This window comes from Flavobacterium phragmitis (genome assembly GCF_900112575.1).
Lineage (GTDB): Bacteria > Bacteroidota > Bacteroidia > Flavobacteriales > Flavobacteriaceae > Flavobacterium > Flavobacterium phragmitis.
In genome coordinates this window covers 137,239-157,707 of record NZ_FOMH01000005.1, presented here as the reverse complement: position 1 = coordinate 157,707, position 20,469 = coordinate 137,239, and the positions used below count along the sequence as shown (strand labels likewise).

21 protein-coding genes and 1 other RNA gene are annotated in these 20,469 nt (G+C 32.1%); 10 read left to right on the top strand and 12 right to left on the bottom strand.

Features of this window, described 5'->3' with window-relative positions; all coding sequences use genetic code 11:
- Window positions 1–330 precede the first annotated feature (330 nt).
- A complete protein-coding gene (locus tag BM289_RS10650; protein WP_091493373.1) occupies window positions 331–1,152 on the top strand; it encodes a DUF3822 family protein in 822 nt (273 codons plus the stop codon).
- The gene (locus BM289_RS10645; RefSeq protein WP_091493076.1) at window positions 1,149–1,754 is read left to right on the top strand and encodes an RsmD family RNA methyltransferase; all 606 of its coding nucleotides are present in this window, start codon (window positions 1,149–1,151) and stop codon (window positions 1,752–1,754) included. The genes BM289_RS10650 and BM289_RS10645 overlap by 4 nt, the downstream gene beginning before the upstream one ends.
- A 73-nt stretch (window positions 1,755–1,827) precedes the next feature.
- Here the strand turns inward: BM289_RS10645 and BM289_RS10640 are convergent, their stop codons facing one another.
- On the bottom strand, window positions 1,828–3,945 hold the full coding sequence (locus tag BM289_RS10640; RefSeq protein ID WP_091493074.1) for an outer membrane beta-barrel family protein: 2,118 nt from the start codon (window positions 3,943–3,945) through the stop codon (window positions 1,828–1,830).
- 283 nt (window positions 3,946–4,228) lie between these two features.
- Between BM289_RS10640 and BM289_RS10635 the strand changes: the two genes are divergently transcribed.
- The 3 genes from BM289_RS10635 to BM289_RS10625 all read left to right on the top strand — a co-directional run bounded on the left by BM289_RS10635 (window position 4,229) and on the right by BM289_RS10625 (window position 6,573).
- Complete coding sequence (locus BM289_RS10635) at window positions 4,229–5,587, top strand: sensor histidine kinase (protein WP_091493073.1); 1,359 nt, start codon at window positions 4,229–4,231, stop codon at window positions 5,585–5,587.
- A gap of 10 nt (window positions 5,588–5,597) precedes the next feature.
- Window positions 5,598–6,284 carry a response regulator transcription factor gene (locus tag BM289_RS10630; RefSeq protein WP_091493071.1) on the top strand — a complete coding sequence of 229 codons (687 nt, stop codon included), beginning with the start codon at window positions 5,598–5,600 and terminating at the stop codon, window positions 6,282–6,284.
- A gap of 94 nt (window positions 6,285–6,378) precedes the next feature.
- Window positions 6,379–6,573, top strand: a complete 195-nt coding sequence (locus BM289_RS10625; protein ID WP_091493069.1) for a hypothetical protein — start codon at window positions 6,379–6,381, stop codon at window positions 6,571–6,573.
- Between the two features lie 176 nt (window positions 6,574–6,749).
- Here the strand turns inward: BM289_RS10625 and BM289_RS10620 are convergent, their stop codons facing one another.
- From BM289_RS10620 to rnpB, 3 genes are all read right to left on the bottom strand, one after another.
- Window positions 6,750–7,667: a ketopantoate reductase family protein gene (locus BM289_RS10620; RefSeq protein WP_091493068.1), complete on the bottom strand. Its 918-nt coding sequence runs from the start codon at window positions 7,665–7,667 to the stop codon at window positions 6,750–6,752.
- A gap of 217 nt (window positions 7,668–7,884) precedes the next feature.
- On the bottom strand, window positions 7,885–9,135 hold the full coding sequence (locus BM289_RS10615; RefSeq protein WP_091493066.1) for a cation:dicarboxylate symporter family transporter: 1,251 nt from the start codon (window positions 9,133–9,135) through the stop codon (window positions 7,885–7,887).
- A gap of 31 nt (window positions 9,136–9,166) precedes the next feature.
- Window positions 9,167–9,500, bottom strand: an RNA gene (gene rnpB / locus BM289_RS10610) — RNase P RNA component class A.
- A 125-nt stretch (window positions 9,501–9,625) separates the two neighbouring features.
- Between rnpB and BM289_RS10605 the strand changes: the two genes are divergently transcribed.
- Complete coding sequence (locus BM289_RS10605; RefSeq protein WP_091493065.1) at window positions 9,626–9,919, top strand: SH3 domain-containing protein; 294 nt, start codon at window positions 9,626–9,628, stop codon at window positions 9,917–9,919.
- 369 nt (window positions 9,920–10,288) lie between these two features.
- On the opposite strand, the gene BM289_RS10600 is transcribed toward BM289_RS10605, so the two are convergent.
- The 3 genes from BM289_RS10600 to BM289_RS10590 form a co-directional block, all read right to left on the bottom strand.
- Window positions 10,289–10,666: a LysM peptidoglycan-binding domain-containing protein gene (locus tag BM289_RS10600; RefSeq protein ID WP_091493063.1), complete on the bottom strand. Its 378-nt coding sequence runs from the start codon at window positions 10,664–10,666 to the stop codon at window positions 10,289–10,291.
- Window positions 10,667–10,672: 6 nt separating this feature from the next.
- Window positions 10,673–11,152 carry a BON domain-containing protein gene (locus BM289_RS10595; protein ID WP_091493062.1) on the bottom strand — a complete coding sequence of 160 codons (480 nt, stop codon included), beginning with the start codon at window positions 11,150–11,152 and terminating at the stop codon, window positions 10,673–10,675.
- 165 nt (window positions 11,153–11,317) lie between these two features.
- Window positions 11,318–11,869 (bottom strand): hypothetical protein, encoded by a 552-nt coding sequence (locus BM289_RS10590; RefSeq protein WP_091493060.1) that lies wholly within the window; start codon window positions 11,867–11,869, stop codon window positions 11,318–11,320.
- Window positions 11,870–11,899: 30 nt separating this feature from the next.
- Here BM289_RS10590 and BM289_RS10585 point away from each other — a divergent pair, with 30 nt between their 5' ends.
- The 3 genes from BM289_RS10585 to BM289_RS10575 all read left to right on the top strand — a co-directional run bounded on the left by BM289_RS10585 (window position 11,900) and on the right by BM289_RS10575 (window position 14,395).
- Window positions 11,900–12,559 carry a hypothetical protein gene (locus BM289_RS10585; RefSeq protein ID WP_091493059.1) on the top strand — a complete coding sequence of 220 codons (660 nt, stop codon included), beginning with the start codon at window positions 11,900–11,902 and terminating at the stop codon, window positions 12,557–12,559.
- A gap of 61 nt (window positions 12,560–12,620) precedes the next feature.
- Window positions 12,621–13,706 (top strand): DNA polymerase III subunit gamma/tau, encoded by a 1,086-nt coding sequence (gene dnaX, locus BM289_RS10580; RefSeq protein ID WP_091493057.1) that lies wholly within the window; start codon window positions 12,621–12,623, stop codon window positions 13,704–13,706.
- 275 nt (window positions 13,707–13,981) lie between these two features.
- A complete protein-coding gene (locus BM289_RS10575) occupies window positions 13,982–14,395 on the top strand; it encodes a DNA polymerase III subunit gamma/tau (RefSeq protein WP_091493055.1) in 414 nt (137 codons plus the stop codon).
- A 105-nt stretch (window positions 14,396–14,500) separates the two neighbouring features.
- On the opposite strand, the gene BM289_RS10570 is transcribed toward BM289_RS10575, so the two are convergent.
- From BM289_RS10570 to BM289_RS10550, 5 genes are all read right to left on the bottom strand, one after another.
- Window positions 14,501–15,079, bottom strand: a complete 579-nt coding sequence (locus BM289_RS10570) for an NAD(P)H-dependent oxidoreductase (RefSeq protein ID WP_091493054.1) — start codon at window positions 15,077–15,079, stop codon at window positions 14,501–14,503.
- Between the two features lie 194 nt (window positions 15,080–15,273).
- Window positions 15,274–15,834, bottom strand: coding sequence for a Crp/Fnr family transcriptional regulator (locus tag BM289_RS10565; RefSeq protein ID WP_091493370.1), 561 nt, complete (start codon window positions 15,832–15,834; stop codon window positions 15,274–15,276).
- Between the two features lie 82 nt (window positions 15,835–15,916).
- Window positions 15,917–16,807 carry a Ppx/GppA phosphatase family protein gene (locus BM289_RS10560; protein WP_091493052.1) on the bottom strand — a complete coding sequence of 297 codons (891 nt, stop codon included), beginning with the start codon at window positions 16,805–16,807 and terminating at the stop codon, window positions 15,917–15,919.
- A 36-nt stretch (window positions 16,808–16,843) separates the two neighbouring features.
- Complete coding sequence (ppk1, locus tag BM289_RS10555; protein ID WP_167365414.1) at window positions 16,844–18,922, bottom strand: polyphosphate kinase 1; 2,079 nt, start codon at window positions 18,920–18,922, stop codon at window positions 16,844–16,846.
- 5 nt (window positions 18,923–18,927) lie between these two features.
- Window positions 18,928–19,413, bottom strand: coding sequence for a SixA phosphatase family protein (locus tag BM289_RS10550; protein ID WP_091493048.1), 486 nt, complete (start codon window positions 19,411–19,413; stop codon window positions 18,928–18,930).
- A gap of 621 nt (window positions 19,414–20,034) precedes the next feature.
- On the opposite strand from BM289_RS10550, the gene BM289_RS10545 reads away from it, so the two are divergent.
- Window positions 20,035–20,469 carry a hypothetical protein gene (locus tag BM289_RS10545; protein ID WP_143102067.1) on the top strand — a complete coding sequence of 145 codons (435 nt, stop codon included), beginning with the start codon at window positions 20,035–20,037 and terminating at the stop codon, window positions 20,467–20,469.

The window sequence follows — 20,469 nt, the reverse complement described above, 5'->3', positions numbered from 1 at the left end:
AGCGAAAATCAATAGCAATGGCAAAAAAACAACTTCAATGGCAATCGCAAAATCAATGGCAATAGTAATGAAAAAACCAAATTTCAATCTCAATCTCAAAATTAAAAGCGATTATTAAAACTTAAATTCATTTAAACACTTAAATAGTTCATAATAAACAAAATAATAATATTCTGCTAACTTTCTTGTAATATTAAATTTTGAAATTGCCAGTCAATTAAGTCCTTTTCATTGCCATTGAAATTGACATTGTTATTTTTTTTATTTGTAAGTTTGTGGTCGCTTAAATTCTTTCTTGATTTAAAACAGGTAACGAATTGTAAATCAATTATGTCATTACACAACACCAACATTACTTCAAAAAATTACAAAAAACTTTCTATTCAGGTTTCACTGTCTGGATTTTCATATTGCTGTTTTGATACTTTAAATAATGTCATTACTTCATTTAAAGAAATTAAATTTGATACTTCAAACAAAACGGCTAAAATTGAAGATTTATTCAGCGATGCATTCAAGAACAATCCTGAACTAAAGGGTAATTATGATGATGTAATGGTTATTCATACCAACAATCTTTCGACTTTTGTTCCGACCGCCTTGTTTGATGAAAATTACCTGGGAAGTTATCTGCAATACACTACAAAAGTATTTGAAACTGACTTTTTTACTTTTGACCGAATCCCAAATTACGAAATGAATTCTGTTTATATTCCGTATGTGAATATCAATAATTTTCTGATTGATAACGTGGGATCTTTTAATTACAGACATGCCAACACTATTTTGGTAGAAAAACTGCTGGATAATTCTCGTAATGATGACGAAAAGAAAATGGTCATTAATTTTAACCCTGGGAATTTTGAAATCATAGTGGTTCAGAATCAGAAGCTTTTATTATTCAATTCATTTGAATATCAAACACCGGAAGACTTCATTTACTACATTTTGTTTACCGCAGAACAGTTAAGCATGAATCCGGAAAGTTTTAGATTAGAATTTTTAGGAACTATTTCAGAAAACGATCCATTTTATCAAATTGCTTACAAATATGTTCGTCATATTTCTTTTCTAGATGTTTCTAAACTTCAGGAAAAAAATAGTTTTTCAACAGCTCAAAATCAAAAACATTATATCTTATTTCAATCATGAGAATCATTTCAGGAAAATACAAAGGGCGTCGAATTAATCCGCCAAAAAATCTGCCTGTAAGACCAACGACTGATATGAGTAAAGAAGCATTGTTTAATGTTTTGAATAATCATTTCAATTTTGACAGCTTAAAGGTTTTGGATTTATTTTCGGGAACCGGTAATATCAGTTTTGAATTTGCTTCACGTGGAAGCGCACCAATTACCTCTGTAGATGGCGATTTCGGATGCGTAAAATTCATCAAACAAATTTCATCAGAATTTGATTTTGATATCGCTGCAACAAAAAGTGATGTTTTTAAGTTTTTAGATAATACTAAAACAACTTATGATATCATTTTTGCAGATCCTCCTTACGGATTGGATCAGGCGACCTTTGAAAAGATTGTTTTGACCGTTTTTGAAAGAGATTTATTGGAAGAAGACGGAATGATGATTATCGAACATTCTAAATATACCAAACTCGATCATATGAGTAATTTTTCATTTCAGAAAAGTTACGGCGGTTCTTTTTTTAGTTTTTTTGAACTAAATTCAACCGATGACGATGAAGAATTACCGCACGATACTATAAAAAAAGAATCTGAAGAAGAGGATTATTAAATTATAAAATTCCAAATCTCAAATTCCAAATTCCAATTTGAAGTTTGGAATTTGAATTATTGGAATTTAAATCTTACCTGATTCTATTTTCATTCTCATTGACGCTTTTTTCTTTAAACTCACTTTCTTTAATTTTTCCAAAAGAATATCTGAGGGTTATAGAAACTTCATTGGCATCGACCAAATATCTGGCTCTTGAACTGATAGTATTGATTGTAAAGCGTTCTGAATAAATTGTGTTCTTAAAAATATCATTGTAATTCAAAGTGCAAGTCCAGTTTTTACCAAACGATTTTGCTAATGACATATCAAAAATTAGTTTTGCATTTCGTTCAAAAACACCTTCTTTTTGTTTCGTTGCGCCCCAAAAAGACAGAACGAAAGTAAAATTTTTAGGAAGTTTAAAAGTGTTATTAGAATAGTAATACAAATAAGTTTTAGAAGAATTGAATACTGCCGAATCATCTTCAATTTTGTTGGTTGCAAAAATTAAAGAGTTCATATTCGTCCAAAATTTATAGACAAATGGCAATGTGAATTCGATGTTGTAACCGGATTCTATTCGGAAGTTTTTCTCGGTAAAAGTCAAAACATTATTTTGATCATCAAATACAAAATCCTGATAAGTAGGATTTTTGTTTTGATACAAAGTCAGTTTTACTGATTTATCGTGATATTGAAAAACAGTTGAAACTACATCTATAAAAGTTGGTCCCAAATTGATATTGCTTCCATAAATAAAATACGGATTGATGTAAGTCGCAATCATACTCAAAGAAGAATAATTGGGCCTTGAAATACTTTTAGCATAATCTACACTTAGACTTTTAGTACTATCGATGGCAAATGAAAACTGCGCTTTTGGAAAAAGGTTCGTATAATTTTTATGAATTAGAAAAGCGTTATCTGTACTGTATTTTCCGTTTACATTTGTATTTTCAAGTCTGAGTCCGACAGAAAAATCAACTTTTTTAACTTTACCCGAAAGCTGAGTATATACTGCAGAATTAGCTTCTTTAAAGTGATAATCGAAGGTGGCGTTTTCATTTTTATCATAATCAAAAACATCGTAATCCGATTGGGATTTGGCACTGGAATACAATCCGCCGTATTCCCAGTTCCATTCGTTTTTAAACTTTTTTTCGAAATCAATTCGACCCGAAAGTACATCGACATCAAACTTTTGATTACGATTCTGAGATAATTGCAGTTCAGTTTCATTAAAATTATTCTGCACTAAACTCCACAAATCCTGATTAAAATTGGAACCCTGAAGACCAACAAATACTTTCGTATCAATCGCTTTTATTTTCTTAGAATAATTGATAAACGAATTAATGAAATTCTTTGAACTGGAATTATCACTGAAGGTGTAAACATTATTTTCTTCGTTTTCATTTTTGTTAAAAGTGAATGTATTGATGTCAAAAGTGTCGTTTCTTCTTCTTCCATTTACATTCACAGAAAAATAATCTTCTTCATTAATTTTATAAAATAACCCTCCGCCGAAAATATATTCCTTTCTATAAGTAACTGCCGAAACATCATAATCTGAAACAATATTTGCCAGCGGAATATTATATGCAATACTATGGTTTTCCCAAGGTTGCAATTTGTTGTAATTAAAATTAGCTTTCCATTCCAGTTTATTCTTTTTAAAGCTAGAATTAAATCCTAAATAATTATTATAGTTTTTTTTGAAAGAAGCGGTTTCCGAAACATTCGTTTTAAAACCGTCTTTTCTGCTTAATTTTCTGGTAATCAAAATCACTGCACGACCTTCGGCTTCGTATTTCGAAGATGGATTCTGAATAATCTCAATTGTTTTAATATCGTCAACAGGCAGCGCATTTAAGTCGTTCATTCCTACTTTTTGATTATCAATATAAATCAGCGGATTTCCTTTGCCAACAATCGATATACTTTCGCGATCTGCACTCACTTGTACATTTGGAAGTTTCGAAAGCAAATCTACCGGATTGGGAATCGCATTGTAAACAGAATTGGCAACATCGACTTTTATATTTCCGTTGGTATTGGTAAAAGTCTTTTTATTTTGAGCTATGACGACTTCTTTCAATTCCTGATTAGAAATAGAATCTTTTGGCGTTTCATTTTGCGCATTGGCAATAAAAGAAAGGCAGAAAAGCAAAAGCGCAATTAAAAGTTTCAAGGGCAGATAGATATTCATTTTATCGTTTTTTGGTTTATGATGATGCAAAAATGCTTTGAAAAACCAATTGCGAAGGTTAATGGGAGGTTAATGCGGAGTTAACGGGCTATTTATGCTTTAAAAACATTATTTTTGACGAAGAAAATTAGCCTATTGATTTTTAAATCTCCCGCAGATTTAACTGATTTAGGAGATAAAAAATCTGCTCAATTTGCTAAATCTGCGAGAGAAAATTTTCTAGAAATAATTTAAAAAAACTTATTCCATCAGAGTTATCTGTAAGCTATAATTCGACACAAAAATGAAACAAAGAATCAATTTATTAATCTCATTTTCTGTAATCGCACTTATTGTGTTGATGACAGTACAATGTTATTTAGTAAAGACGGCTTACGAATACAAAGTAGCACAGTTTCATACGCAGATTAAAAATGAAATTGGTAAGATCACCAATAATTACAGCGATATTGATTCGGAATTAGTGGCTAAAAAAGAAGCACTTTACAAAAGTCTATCTGAAAATTATATCAAAGGAAAAAATACCAAACAGGATATTAAAATTGGTGTTTTGAAAAATGAATACCAAAGTGCCGTAACACAACAAATCCAACGAAAATTTGAAAAAGATTTGCCGTATTTCAAAATTGATTTTGCTATTGTTTTAAACAAATTTATACTGTATCAAAACGCAAAAAAGAATGATACCATTTTTTCTGAAAAACCATTCATTGAAAACAAACTTTATGGAAATCTGAATTCTTTACATCAGGCTTTTTTGGTTCGAAGTTATGTTGGGATTACGAATGGGACTTTCGAAAATCAGAATTATAAATTATTGACGGAAGATTCCATGTATGTTTCGGTTATTGATTGGGAAATAATCATTTTAAGAAGAATGACTTTTATTCTGATCCTTTCTTTATTATCGATTCTGACTTTAATTACGCTTTTTGTTATTGCCTTGAAAGCTTTAATCAAACAAAAAAAAGTAAGCGATGTAAAAACCGATTTCATCAACAACATCACGCACGAACTAAAAACGCCTCTTGCTACTTTAGGAATTTCTACAAAAATTTTAGAACAGAAAAACATTCGTGACAATGATGAAAATTTCAATGCTATTGTCAATACAATTTCGCGCCAGAACAATCGCTTACAGAGTTTGATTGATCAGGTTATGGCTAATTCTCTCGCAGAAAATGAACTTGAGTTACAGAAAGAAAAAATAGAAACCGAAGAATTTCTGCTTTCTATTATCAATGATTTTAAAATTACGTTTCCAAAAATCAATCTTAAAACCGATTTCCAGACTCAGAAAACAATTTTAGTTTTAGATAAATTTCATTTGACAACTGCTTTTTTAAATGTTTTGGAAAACGCTGTAAAATATGGTTCTAGTACCATTACAATCAAAACAAAAATTGTTGAAAAACAGTTTTCCATCAGCATTGAAGATGACGGAATTGGAATTGCCAAAAACAAGCAATCACTCCTTTTTGATAAGTTCTATCGCGTTGAGCAAGGAAACCTGCACAACACAAAAGGCTTAGGTTTAGGTTTATATTATGTAGCTCAAATCGTAAAAGCACATCAGGGTTCTGTTAGTGTAATGAGCGATTTGGGAAAAGGAACCGAGTTTACTATTTTATTAAAAGTTTAAATCCCTTATTTTGAAAAAATTACTTTTAGCCGAAGACGATTTTGATTTTGCTACGATTCTAAAACAATATTTAGAACTGCACCAATTTGAAGTAACTTGGGCAGAAAATGGCGAAATCGCTTTGGACTATTTTAACAAACAAACTTTTGATATTTGTGTTTTTGATGTCATGATGCCAATATTGGACGGATTTTCTTTGGCAGAAAAAATCATTACAATCAATCCTGAAATTCCTTTTATTTTTTTAACTGCAAGAAAATTAAAAGAAGATAAACTCATTGGTTTAAAACTAGGCGCAGACGACTATATCGCAAAGCCTTTTGAAGTCGACGAACTGGTTTTGCGTCTGCAGAATATCTTAAAAAGAATTGAGCAAAAGAGAAGCCTGGAAGGAAATACTATAATTGAAATTGGTTCGTATGTTTTTGACAATGAACGTCTAACTCTTAACAATAAAAATCATGTGCAGCAGCTTACAGAAATGGAAGCTTCACTTATTGAATATTTATATCTAAACCACAATCAGTTATTAAAAAGAGACCAGATTTTAATGTCGGTCTGGAAAAAAGATGATTATTTCTCAGGTCGAAGCATGGACGTTTTTATCAGCCGACTTAGAAAATACTTTAATTCAGATCCAAAAATTAAGATTGAAAGTGTCCGTAATATTGGTTTAGAATTTAAAATAGAAAAATAGGTTTCTGCAAATCATATAATTTAAGTAAACAATTGTATAACAAGCTTTTGATTTTATGATTTTAAATTTGAAGTAAATTTTAAAATCTAACATCATGAACCTAAAAAGATTTTTCGGTGGATTACTGACAATCCTCGGAATTGTAGGACTTATTTATACAGCTGTTATTTTCTCCAACACTTCTGGAGAAACAAGAGATATTAAATCGCTGATTATTTACGGCATATTAGGAATTGTTTTCTTTACCTCCGGAATTAGTTTAGTGCGCGCAACAAAGGATGAAAGCTAAGATTTGTCTGAAAAGTCTTTTTGCCACAAAGGCGCTAAGTCGCTAAGTTTTTTTTAATCTCGCAAAGGCGCAGAGTCGCAAAGCTTTTCTTTTTTAGTTTTCTTTTAATTATTAAAACTTTGCGACTCTGCTCCCGATAGTTATCGGGATTGCGAAAAATATGGCTTTAACTTAATTTATTTAATCAGGATAGATGCAATCTTTTCATAAAGAGGTGTATTTACACCGTATTTTTTTCCTTCGTTAACTACGAATTGTGTCAATGAAATGGCTTCAGTATTTTTGCCAGCTAATAAATCTCTGTGCATTGAGGAAGTGGCTTCTTTAGGCGATTTTTCCAGTTTTATAATGGTTTGAGAAACAATATCTCGTGGTAACTTTAAACCTTTTGCCAGTGCAACATCTTCAATTTCATGAAGTAATTCTATGTATATCACTTTTGAATCTGCATTTTTTAAAATCTCTCCAATATTCTGATTGAGATAAGAAGTTGCAGTAGCTAAAGCCGAAATAAATATAAACTTCTCCCAAACGGTTTCTTCTATATTTTTGACTAAATAGCTTTCTATTTTTGCTTTTTGGAGAATACTTTGCAATTCTTCTAATTGAGAAGCAGAAGCTGTTTTGGAACCAAAGAAAAGCTTTTCATAAAATCCGATTTTACGAATAGTTCCTGGCGAGAAAATCATCGAAATGATATAAACACAGCCTTGTAAAACTTCATTTTCTGGAAACAATCTCTGAATTCTTTCCTGTGCATCAACACCATTGTATAAAGGCAGAATCATCGTTTCCTTTTTGATGCAGTCTTTTAAAGAGGTTAGACTTTCTTCAATATCATAAGTTTTGGTCGCACAGATTAGATAATCCAGTTGGCCAATTACATCGGGATTATTCGAAACTAAATTGGGGTGAAAAATTGTTTCAGAATCGTCTGTAATAATCTTTAATCCGTTTTCTTTAATGGCTTTTTGAGATTCGCCTCGAGCAATAAAAATAATTTCAATATCCTCTGATTTGAAATACGCTTTCGCTAAAAGTCCGCCGAAGTAACCTCCGACACCACCCAGTCCTAAGATTCCTATTCTCTTCATCTTTATTTTTTTTATGCCTCGAAGGCGCTAAGACACTACTTTTCCTTTGCCACAAAGACGCTAAGGCGTAAAGCTTTTTTAAATCTCTCAAAGTCGCAGAGTCGCAAAGCTTCTCTTTTTAAATATACTTTGCGACTCTGCGACTTTGCGAGCAATTTTTAGCCCTAAAGGAAACAAAAAAACTTTGCTCCTTAGCGTCTTTGTGGTAAAACCCAAATTACTCTTCTAAAACAGGATTTAAATTCAACTCCGTAAAATCTCTTTCTGTTTTCGAAATTATAATTGTTGCTACGGTATTTCCAATCAAGTTTGTAATCGCTCTGGCTTCGCTCATAAATTTATCAACTCCTAACAAGAATGCCAAACCTTCTACAGGAATTTTATGAAGTGCTGTTAAAGTAGAAGCTAGGACTATAAATCCGCTTCCTGTAACGCCTGCGGCGCCTTTTGAAGTAATCATCAAAATTCCGATTACTGTTAAAATTTCGAAAAAACTCAAATGTACATCATATAATTGCGCTAAAAATATCACCGACATGGAAAGACAAATTGAAGTTCCGTCAAGGTTAAAAGAATATCCTGTCGGAATCACCAAACCTACAACTGATTTACTGCAACCCATTCTTTCCAGTTTGACCATAATACTTGGCAGTGCGGCTTCAGAAGATGAAGTCCCCAAAACCAGCAAAAGTTCTTCTTTAATGTATTTTAAGATCGAAAGAATACTGATTTTATAATATCTCAAAATACTTCCTAAAATCAGAAACACAAAAAGTGCCATTGTCAGATAAACACAAAGCATCAATTTTCCAAGCGGAATTAAAGTCTGTAATCCAAACTTTCCAATTGTATAAGCCATTCCGCCAAAAGCTCCAATTGGAGCGAGGTACATGACATATTTTAAACAAGTAAAAACCACTTTAGAAAAACGTTCTAAAACCAAAATGCTCTGTTCTCTTTTTTGATAAAAGTTCAAAGCAATGCCGCAGACTATAGCCGCTAATAAAACCTGTAAAGTAAAATTGGACAAGAAGAATTCGAGCCACGAAAAATCCTTTGCACTCGCATTTGTATATTGACTTGCATCTCCTAAAGTTAATTTAGACTTATCTACTTTTCCGGGTTGAAACAAATAAGCAACCGCAACACCAATTGCCAATGCAACAGTAGAAACCACTTCAAAATAGGTTAATGCTTTAATACCAATTCTTCCGACTTTTTTCAGGTTTCCCATTCCGGAAATTCCTAAAACAATGGTCAGGAAAATAATCGGGCCAATAAAAAGCTTAATCAAATCTACAAATCTTTTTCCTAAGACTTCCATTTTGACACCATTTTCAGGTGAAAAATGTCCGAGTAAAACTCCAGCAATAATTGAAACAAGAACCCAAAAAGTTAGATTGGTCAGTATGGTTTTAAGAATACTTGTATTGTTTTTCGAAGAAGGATTTGGAGTACTGATATTCATGAAATGTGGTTAGTTAGTTTCACAAATATATAAAAAATGCAGACCTGTAAGCCGGATTCTGTTCTTGTCTCATTTTGCAACAAAACAATACCTTATCATTTATCTAGATCCCGAATTACTTCGGGACTCAATCTACCTACCCTTCGGCAACGAACGAGAAGCCCTTAAATGCCGATATACTTGGTATTTCACCGCATAGAGTTTACCTGGTTTCACTACAGCATTACCTGTACATACTTTCTGCTGCACTTGTCCTAATCCCGATTTGCATCGGGACCGACGGGCGTTACCCGCTATGCTTCTCTATGGTGTCCGGACTTTCCTCCCTTCCGATAAATCGGAACGACGATAAGGCGGTCTGCGGTGCAAAAGTAATACTTTATGAACTAACAATAATGATTTTAAATTTCAGTTTTTACGGGGTTTATTCTAACTTTTTAATTTTAAAATAGTTATCTTTAAGATTCTATAATTTTAAAATTCAGTTATCATGAGAAGAATGTATCATTACGCAACTGTTTCAAAGGCTTTAGATCAATTGAATGAAAAAGGATTTACATGTGATTTTAATCGAAATGCTGACCTGATTAAAAAAAATCCTGAGAAATTTGAAATTGTTCATGTGTATCGATACGAAGGGGAATCGGACCCAGCGGATGAGGCAGTTGTATACGGAATTAGGTCTGTTAGTGGCAAAAAAGGAGTGTATGTAGCTGGTTTTTCTGCCGACTCAGATCAGGAAACAGCACAGTTTTTATTTCAATTAAGTATTAAGGGAAGGTAGTTTTTTAGGAGCTGATCCCGCTATCCGTTACAATCTTTTGCGCCGAACCCCGGCACAAAAGGATTTTCACTTCTATCGAGGCTAGGGCATTCAGTTTCATAAGAAAATTATCTTTTATTCTAAAGTAACCACAATCTATGTTATTCCGAGAAACGAAGAATCTACACAAAAAAATCATCAATCTTTGACGGGCTATTTACGGAGATTCCTCGTTCCTCGGGATAATATAAAATGAGAAACATTCTTATCTTAAATTACTATTCATTGTTCTTTCAATTTATTTGCGATCATTGCGTAATTCCTTGCGCTCTTTGCGGTTAAAAAACACAAAAAAAGCCCATCTTAACGAGGGCTTTTAAAACGGTAAAACTACAATACTGTTGTTGGTATCTTCAATTTCCAGCCTGGCTGAATTAAGTCGGGGTTCGAAATTACATCTTTGTTGGCTTCGAAAATGGTCTGCCAGGAAACGCCAAATTCTTTTCCGATTTTCGAAAGCGAATCACCGCTTTTTACTGTATATTCTTTCGAGTTGCTTTCTGCAACTTTGATATTCATTACAACATCAGCTGATCTGTAATCGGGATCAATTGTTCCATAAGCATTCCAAAGTTTTTCTTTGTCTTCTGCCGATTTTACTATTCCATCGATATACAAAACATTATCTTGTTCTCTTACTTCTAAATTTGTTGCTCCCAATTGAGAAGCCAAATCTGTCACTTCTTTGTATTTATCCTGTAAACTCATAACAATTTATTTTATGGTTAATTTGTTATCTACTTTTTTCGGTTTCAATTCTTGTATGCTTTGCATAAGAGGCTGTAGCTTGTCTCTTTTAATTTCTCCCGAAAGTGTTACTACACCTCCAACAACTGTTACGCTAACGCCATCATAAGCATCTACGACTTTATGCACCGATTTGTCCAATTCTGTATCTGGATTGATTACAACAGCAGCTGCGGCAGGTTCTTGATTCGCTCTGGCCAATTCGCAGGTATTTACAACAGATTTTACACCTTTAACCGATCGAACGCTTTTTTCGATATTTTTCTTGAAAATTTCGTCCTCACAAGTTCCTGTAATCGTTGCTACGCCATCATGAACCGAAACTTGAATTTCTGGAGTATTGTTTAGTTTTTCACTGATTGCTTTTTCAATATCTGCATCATTTGGTTTACAAGATACCAAAGCAATACACAAACTCATTCCTAATAAAATTGATTTGAATTTCATAACGTTTCCTTTTAAATAATTAACAATCTAAAATTAAACAGTTTGAAATCTAAAACATTATAGGATATGCTTGTGGTTTTATAAGTTTCCCAGTAAAACTGAGGCTTGAAGTCTTGATTTAGCGAAAGTAAATTAATGGTTGCGTAAAACAGTTAATTCACAACCTTAATCTTGCTTTGAATATTTAATATCCTTTTTATCAAAATCGGAGAGCATGTTTTTATGTGTTTTAAAATAAAAAACTTTGCTGTCAAAATAATTCGCAATCAACAATCCACTATTTACACCTTCGGTCTTTTTTAAAGTATTCTGTAAGGAATTGTAAAATTTTGCAATCTGTTCATCCGGATTTTTACTGATTATTCTTAAATTGATTATTTCAAGATTATCCTGATCTTCCCTTCCCCCTTTTCCTTCAATACAATAATCAAAAAGTGCATCATCATAAAAACTGATGCTGTCTTTTTTACTGGTTTTTCCTAAAATTAAATTTCCCTCTTTTATTTCTATGATTTTAGAAGAAAAGAAAAAACCACGATAATCTTTATTAGAGAAAAAGGTTATGTTTTCGCTTTTTGGATCAATAAGTTCATAGTAAAATCCTTTTTTATCATTCAAATATTCTGCATACAGATTAACCGAGTTTTTATCGATTATATCTTTTAACTCAAAAATAAACTTTTCAAAAGGGATTATAATATTGAAATATACTGCCATAATGATTATAATTGTACTAAAATCTAATTTATGAAATTAAAATGTATATTATTTTTATTAAGCATTTTCTTTTTAAACAATTCGTTTGCTTGTGAATGTCCTCCACATAAAAAAGAAACATTAGTAAAAAAGGGACTTAGATATGCTGATATTGTATTTTATGGAGAGTTGATAAAAATTGATACTATTCAAAATACATACGATTTCAGAATAATTGAACTTTTCAAAGGAAAATATCAATCTAAAATAATACATGGAAAAAGCAGAGAAAATAATTGTGAAATCAATCCATTTAAAAAAGATTTATGGATTGTCTATGCTAATTTAAACAAAGACAAGACCATAAGTCTTAATTATTGTCTACCCTCCCAAACAATGGAAATTCCTCCTGGATTTTTGCCTCCTGTTCCTTTTGTAAAAAATTATAACGAAAAAATCACAAAGATAGACTCGCTGGAAAATGACATTATAAATTTAAAGATCAAAAACGAAACCCTTACTACATTTTTTTATCAATTAGAACAATTAAGAGCATATAAAAAAGATCAAATTGGAATTATTGAAAAAGAAAAAGCTCAGGATAAAGTAGAAACTTGTAGCCAATATATCATCATTTCTCTGGTTGTCAACATTGTATTATTACTAAGTTTAATCTTTATTATTTTTAAGAAAAAGAATTTCTCCAAATAACCAAAATCGGTTTTAAACAACGAAACAAAAGTCATATCTTTGCTATCGAATAAAAAAGAATATGGAACAATTTGTAGTATCGGCGCGTAAATATCGTCCTCAGACATTTAAAGATGTTGTGGGGCAAAAAGCCATTACCAACACTTTGTTGAATGCTATTGAAACCAACCATTTGGCTTCTGCTCTTTTATTCACAGGACCACGTGGAGTTGGTAAAACTACGTGCGCTCGTATTTTGGCACGAAAAATAAATCAGCCGGGATATGATGACCCTACTGAAGATTTTGCTTTTAACGTTTTTGAGCTGGATGCTGCATCAAACAACTCTGTTGATGACATTCGTAACCTTATCGATCAGGTTCGAATACCACCACAAACCGGACAGTACAAAGTATATATCATTGACGAGGTCCATATGTTGTCTTCGGCCGCTTTTAATGCTTTTCTTAAAACATTGGAAGAACCGCCAAAACACGCTATTTTCATTTTAGCAACAACCGAAAAACACAAAATCCTTCCAACGATTTTATCTCGCTGTCAAATTTTTGATTTCAAAAGAATTACGGTAAAAGATGCTAAAGAACATTTAGCTGATGTTGCTGAAAGCCAAGGAATCAATTTTGAAGATGACGCGTTACACATTATCGCTCAAAAAGCAGATGGTGCGATGCGTGATGCTTTATCTATTTTTGACCGCGTAGTTTCTTATTGTGGTACTAATTTAACACGTCAAGCCGTAACTGAAAACCTTAACGTCTTAGATTACGAAACGTATATTTCAATTACCGATTTACTTTTAGAAAATGAAATTCCAAAGCTTTTATTGGCTTACAACGATATTCTGGCTAAAGGTTTTGACGGCCATCATTTTATTGCCGGACTAGCGTCTCATTTTAGAGATTTGTTAGTTAGCAAAACGCCTTCGACCATTGCTTTATTGGAAGTTGGAGAACAAGCACAGCAAATGTACGCTGCACAATCACAAAAGTGCTCTCAGGAATTTTTATTAAAAGGAATTGATATTGCAAATGACTGTGATTTGAAATACAAATTGAGTCAGAATCAACGACTTTTAGTTGAATTATGCTTGATGCAATTGGCCTCTATCAACTTTGATGGAGAAAAAAAAAAGTTGAGCAATTCATAATTCCGCCCGTTTACTTTAAAAACGGAGGGTATTCGATTGTTGAAATTCCTAGTGCAAAACCTCAAATTCCAAGTTCGGAAGAAAAAACAAATAACAATGTCAATGTCAATCAAAATGGCAATGATAATCCTGTTGCTGTAACTATTTCAAATACAGCTCAAACTCCTCCTGTTGAAACTCCAAAAGTTCAGGCTCCGGAGCCTCCAAAAACAGCAACAGATAACACACCTAAGGTTTCTGCTTTTTCACTTGCCAGTATCCGCAAGAAAAAAGAAATGGAAGCCAGCAGTAAATCTTACGTTAAACCTACGACTGTCTTTTTAACTGAAGAATTTAACGAAACCGATATGCGTCTCCATTGGAATAAATATGCGGAACGTTTAGGTCAAAAGGGACTTAAGATCATGGAATCAATCCTATTGATCAGTGATCCAGTATTAAATGGAACAACAATTACTTACGAACTTCCAAATGAAGGTTCTAAACTGGATTTTGAAAACCAAATGAATGGATTATTAGGGTATTTAAAAGGACATTTACACAACCATGATATTACCATTGAAATAATTGTAAACGAAGAAATTCAAACCATAAGAGCTTTCAATGATCAAGATCGATACAATCGTTTCTTAGAAATCAATCCAAACATTGAGCTTTTACGTTCTACATTTGGATTAGATTTCACATAATTACTATTCTTTTTATTTTAAAACACGAATTGCACAAATTTCCACGAATTTCAATTAAAAAAAAACTTAAAATCAATTTGTGTAATTAATAGCTAAGAATAAGAACTATTTATGCTGCAGTCCGAAATTATAAACTTTCTCCAGCCATTTTTTTCTTTGTTTTTCTTCTGAACCCTTTACAATTCCGATGTAGCTTACTTTTACTGGTTTTACACCACAAAATTCTAAAGTAGATTTCTTTAATTGATTAACACTCGGTCTTCCAAAAAAAAATCTGTAGTACCAGCTTGGCTGATCCAAAGTCGTGATAATATGTGCTGTTTTCCCTTTCAATAATTTATCCCACCAAACCGAATTTTCTCTGTACTGAAAAGCCATTCCGGGTAGAAATAATCGATCGATAAAACCTTTTGTAATTGCTGGAAGTCCGCCCCACCAAACAGGATGTATCCAAACCAAATGATCAGCTTTTTTGATTTTATCCCAAGACTCAAGTAAATCTGGTTCTAATTCAGTTCGTTTTTGGTAACCGAATTGCAAATTGGGATTAAACTTTAAAGCAGCTATCGTAATTGTTTCAATTTGTGCTCCGGAAGTAATTGCTCCGTTTTTATAAGATTCAGCAATTCCGAAATTAAAGCTTTCAGGATTTGGATGTCCGTTTATAATCAGTATTTTTTTCATGTTTATGTTTTTTCAAAAATACTATTAGTGTGTTTTCTTTTACTGGACAAATGTCCTAAAAAACTTTTCTACAATCTATAATTTTTCACGCAGATTAGGTAGATAAAGATTATAATGACGAATATTTCGATTAGGCAGATTTTATTAAATCAGCTTAAATCTTTTAAAATCTGCGTGAAATAAAACTTTTAAATCTAAGCTACTGTTTTTCTAATTCGGCTTAAATGTCTTGGAGTTATTCCTAAATAAGAAGCCAAGTATTGCAACGGAATTAACTGTAAATATTTTTGATGATTTTTATAAAGTTCTTCATAGCGTTGTGAACCTGATAATTTCTGAAAAGAAACCATTCTTTTATGCAGGTTTACAAATTCTAATTCAGTCAGTTTTCTTCCCGTTTCCTGCCAATTAAAACCTGATTGATACAGTTTTTCCAGAGCTTTACGATTTAAGACCTGTAATTCTGTATCGATAAGAGCCTGAATGTTTTCTTCTGCCTTTTGTTCAGTTATAAAACTGGCGAAAGATGCCATAAATTCATTTTCAAAAGCAAAACAATTGGTAATTTCGTCGCCTTTATGGTTTAAAAAAAAGGAACGTAAAATTCCTTTTTTTATGAATACAATTTCATTGCAAACTTGATTTTCAGACAATAAGAACTCTCCTTTTTTCAAAGTCCGAATAGTAATTAAATCATCTAAAAGATTTAATTCTTCTACTGAAAAATCTTGAATGGTCTGAAAAATTGATTTCATTAGAAAAATATTTGCCACGAATTCACGAATTAATATTTGCAAATAATTGGTGAATTCGTGGCTATTAAAAAAACTTTAAAAATTAAATTTTACCATAATACATCGCTTTTACGATACCATCAGAAAGTCCGATTTTAGGAACATAAATCTGGCGGGCTCCACTCCATTTCATTGCATTCAGATAAATTCTTGTTGCGTGGATAATTACATCGGCACGGTCAGAATTTAATCCTAATTCTGCAATTCTCTGTTCGTATGTCAATGAATTTAAGAAAGCGTATTGTGAGTTGATATAAATGTAAGATAGCGGTTTTTCCTGCTGTTTTCCAGACATTTTAAAAAGCTTGTTGATGTTTCCACCAGATCCAATAAGTGTAACCTCTTCATAATCTGCTGTATTGGTTTTAATCCATTTTTCGATTTCATCCCAAACCACATCATGCACCATATTATTCAACAAACGAACTGTTCCTGCTTTGAAAGATCTTGAAGTAATCATTTTTCCAGAAGAGAAAAGTGTAAACTCCGTGCTTCCACCTCCAACATCCACAAAAAGATAAGTTTCGTCCGATTTAATTAAATGATGTAAATCGGTAGAAGCAATAATAGCAGCTTCTTTTTTACCATCAATTATTTCGATTTTAATATCTGCTTTTTTCTTAATTAAAGCCACAACTTCTTTTGCATTATAGGCTTCGCGCATTGCAGAAGTTGCAAAAGCCATATAACGTTCAACTTTATGTACTTTCATCAAAAGGTTGAATGCTTTCATGGCATCCACCATTCGATCTATATTTTCTGGTGAAATCTCTCCAACTGTAAAGGCATCCTGCCCTAAACGAATTGGTACACGAACAAGGGAACTTTTGTTAAACTGTGGTTCTTTTCCTTCTTGTTCTACAACGTTAGCTATCAGAAGCCTCATGGCATTTGATCCGATATCTATTGCTGCAAACTTCCTAATATTAATCATGCTCACTTTATGATTTTGAAATTGTTTTTTTTTAAATTAATTTACTTTTTGAGGAACCTCATCTAGTACGGCGATTTTGTTCTGATAATATTTATAGGTCTCAAATTGCGCTCTAAACGGGGCATGATGATTTTTAGGTTTATACTTATTATCTAATTTATAAGAATGGTATCTTACTTTTACATTTCCTTTCCAGGCAATGTTGAAATTATCTATTAGTTCTTTTTTAATTTCAAGGTCATAAATCGGGCAGGTTACCTCAACTCTTCCATCTAGATTTCGAGTCATAAAATCGGCTGAAGAAATATAGACTTCTGTGAGTCCTGCGTTTCCAAAAATATAGACTCTTGAATGTTCCAAGTAATTATCGACAATACTAATCGCTTCGATGTTTTCGCTCATTCCCGGAATTCCTGGAATAAGAGAACAAATCCCTCTTACTTGCAACTGTATTTTAACACCTGCATTACTAGCTTCATACAATTTATCGATCATTTTAAAATCGGATAAACTATTCATTTTTAACTTGATGTGTGTTTTTCTTCCAGCCAAAGCATGAAGAATCTCACGATCAATTAGTTTTATAAATTTGGTTCTCGTATAATGAGGCGATACAATTAAATGTTTGTATCTATGAACTCTGTAATTGATATCAAAGAACTCAAATATTTTTGATGTATCTTTTAAGATTCCTTGATGACAAGTTAATAATGTTACGTCTGTATATATTTTAGCTGTAGATTCGTTGAAATTTCCTGTCGAAATAAAGCCGTAGCGACGGTTTTTACCCTCTTCCATTCTTTCAATCACACATATTTTACTGTGTACTTTAAGCCCTTTTATTCCAAAAATCAATTCGATTCCTTCGGTCTGCATCTGCTCTGCATACGAGATATTCGAAGCTTCATCAAAACGCGCCTGAAGCTCGATCTGCACCACTACACGTTTACCATTTTTAGCTGCATTTATCAACGAGCTGATAATCTGCGAATTCTTAGCCAAACGATATAATGTAATCTTGATGCTTGTCACTTTTGGATCTAAAGCTGCTTCACGTAAAAACTTAGTTAAATATGAAAATGATTGATATGGCGCATGCACCAAATAATCTTTTTTACTAATTTTTTCTAAAATACTTCCGTCCAAACTTAAACCTGGTACTGGTAACGGCTCATTTGGTTTATACAATAAATCGTAACGTCCTAGATTTGGAAAACTCATATAATCACGACGATTGTGATATCTTCCTCCCGGAATTATACTATCGGTTTCTACGATTTTCATTTTATCCAAAAAGAAACGCAAAGTATCGTCTTCAATCAAACTGTCGTAAATAAAGCGAACCGGTTCTCCAATACGACGATCTTTTACAGATGAAGCAATTTTTTCCAACATACTTTTACTCAAATCACTATCAATATCCAATTGAGCGTCACGAGTAATTTTAATCATATGAGCTGAAACAGTCTTATAATCAAAGATATTAAAGATGTTTTTCAGTTTAAAACGAATTACATCATCAATTAAAATAACATATTGTTTTTCATCTTCAGAAGGAAGGACAACAAAACGGTTTATGTTTTTCGGAATTTCAATCAAAGCATAACGAACTTCATCATTTTTTAACTCTAAACGAACCGCCAGATAGCCTAAAGTATCTTTTAGAATTGGAAAAACGGCTAAATCATTTAAAATGATTGTTACCAATTCTGGACTTAATTTTTGCGTATAAAAGTCCTTCAGAAAACATTCTTGTTTTGGTGTTATCTGTGTTTCGTTGATAATAAAAATATTCTCAGCTTCAAGTTCGGCTTCGATATTTCCAAGAATACGTAAACTTTCTGACTGCTGCTGAATTACAATTTCTGTAATATCTTTAATTAATTGATGAGCTGAAATACCTCCTAAATATTTTTCTCCAGAAATGCCCGAAAGACTTAATCGTCGAATGGCTGCGTACCGAACCCTAAAAAATTCGTCTAAATTGTTTGAAAAAATTCCAACAAAACGTAGTCTGTCTAAAAGCGGAACTGTGTTATCTGCTGCTTCTTGAAGCACTCTTGCATTAAACGCCAACCAGCTTTTTTCTCTATCGATATATTTCTGTTCGTACACTGTTATTATTTTAAATCTTTGGGGAAAATAGTTTTATGAGTTTTGCCTTTATCTATCGTGTTCCAGTTATCGGCATCAAATTGCAACGAGACAAAGCCAGAAGTTGGAACATTCTCTATAAAAACATCTCCAAATTTATTAACAAAATTTGTAATAGCCTCGTTATGTCCAAAAAGAATAACGCTTTCTAAACTATTATCACATGATTTGATAACCTTTTCCAGTTGTCTTTCATCAAAAGTGTACAAATCATCTCTAAAAATGATGCTTTCTAAAGGATAAGAAAGATTTTGTGCAAAAATCAAAGCGGTTTCTGAGGCTCTAGCAGCAGTACTGCTCCAAATTATATATGTTTTAGGAAGATATTTGGAAATACTTAATGAGACATCATGCGCATCTAAGATTCCCCTTTTCATCAACGGACGATCAAAATCTTTTAAAGGTGCTTCCCAACTTGATTTAGCATGACGTATTAAAATAAGATTTTTCATAAGCAGTTAAATTTAAAAAAACCTAGATAAGAAGGCTCATATTTTTATTTAACTTCTAATGTACAAAAGATATTTTAAACCTTTTCTTTTTTTTATTTCTGTTAACATTATATCAAAATTTTAACAAGTACGATTCTTTTCTAAAGGGTTAACATTTAGGTAAAATTAAAATGGCTCTATTTTTTTGTTTTATGTTCTTCATCTATAAAATCCGCATTTAATCGATATTATCCATATTTGTAAAAAATTAACTAAATATCTGATTTTTAAATATTTACAATATTTCAAAAGAACGAATTTTCGTCAAAAAAGCAAAAAAAACACATTAAAAAATTTGCTTTTTTAGGTTAAAAAAAATGCTTTTTAACGCTATTTTTTGTTAAAAAAGATCATTTCAACGAGTTTTTAGGTTAGTTGCAGAGAAAAAAAATCAAAAATAAACGGACTATATAACTTTGATTCTGTTAAAATACTTTAAATACATTAAAACAAAATCTTTGAGTTATGAGAGCTAAATCTACTCTTGAAAAAGCAGTAAAATTTGTTAATAATTGTAAGTTTATTTTTTCTTTCAAAAAGAACATTTTTCAAAAAAACATTTTTTTCCTGCTGTTTTTTTTAATGACAAATTTTTCATTTGGTCAAATTGAAAATGTGGATTCGTACTTAACAAACTTAGAAAACTCTGGGCAGAATTCTAAGCTTAGTAATCTTAAACATCTACTGTTTGATTTACAATCGGCAGTTTATGCTTCTTCGGGGGAAGCAAAGACTTATGGCGATGTGCCAACAGCCTTATTCACAGACAGCAATTCTATTAACAGCCTAAACACTTCGGTTTCTTCAAAAAGCGACATTCAGATTGTAACGATTAAAATTGAAAAAGCAGCAGATTTAAACAAGTCTATCGATTTGAACTCTTTCTCTGATTTTGAAAAATTACAATACATCATCATTATTTCAAAAATTGATACAACTCCTGCCACAATCAGTAATCTGATCCAAAACGATACTTCAAAATATGTTCTCCTTTACAAAATATCTATAGGCGGATAA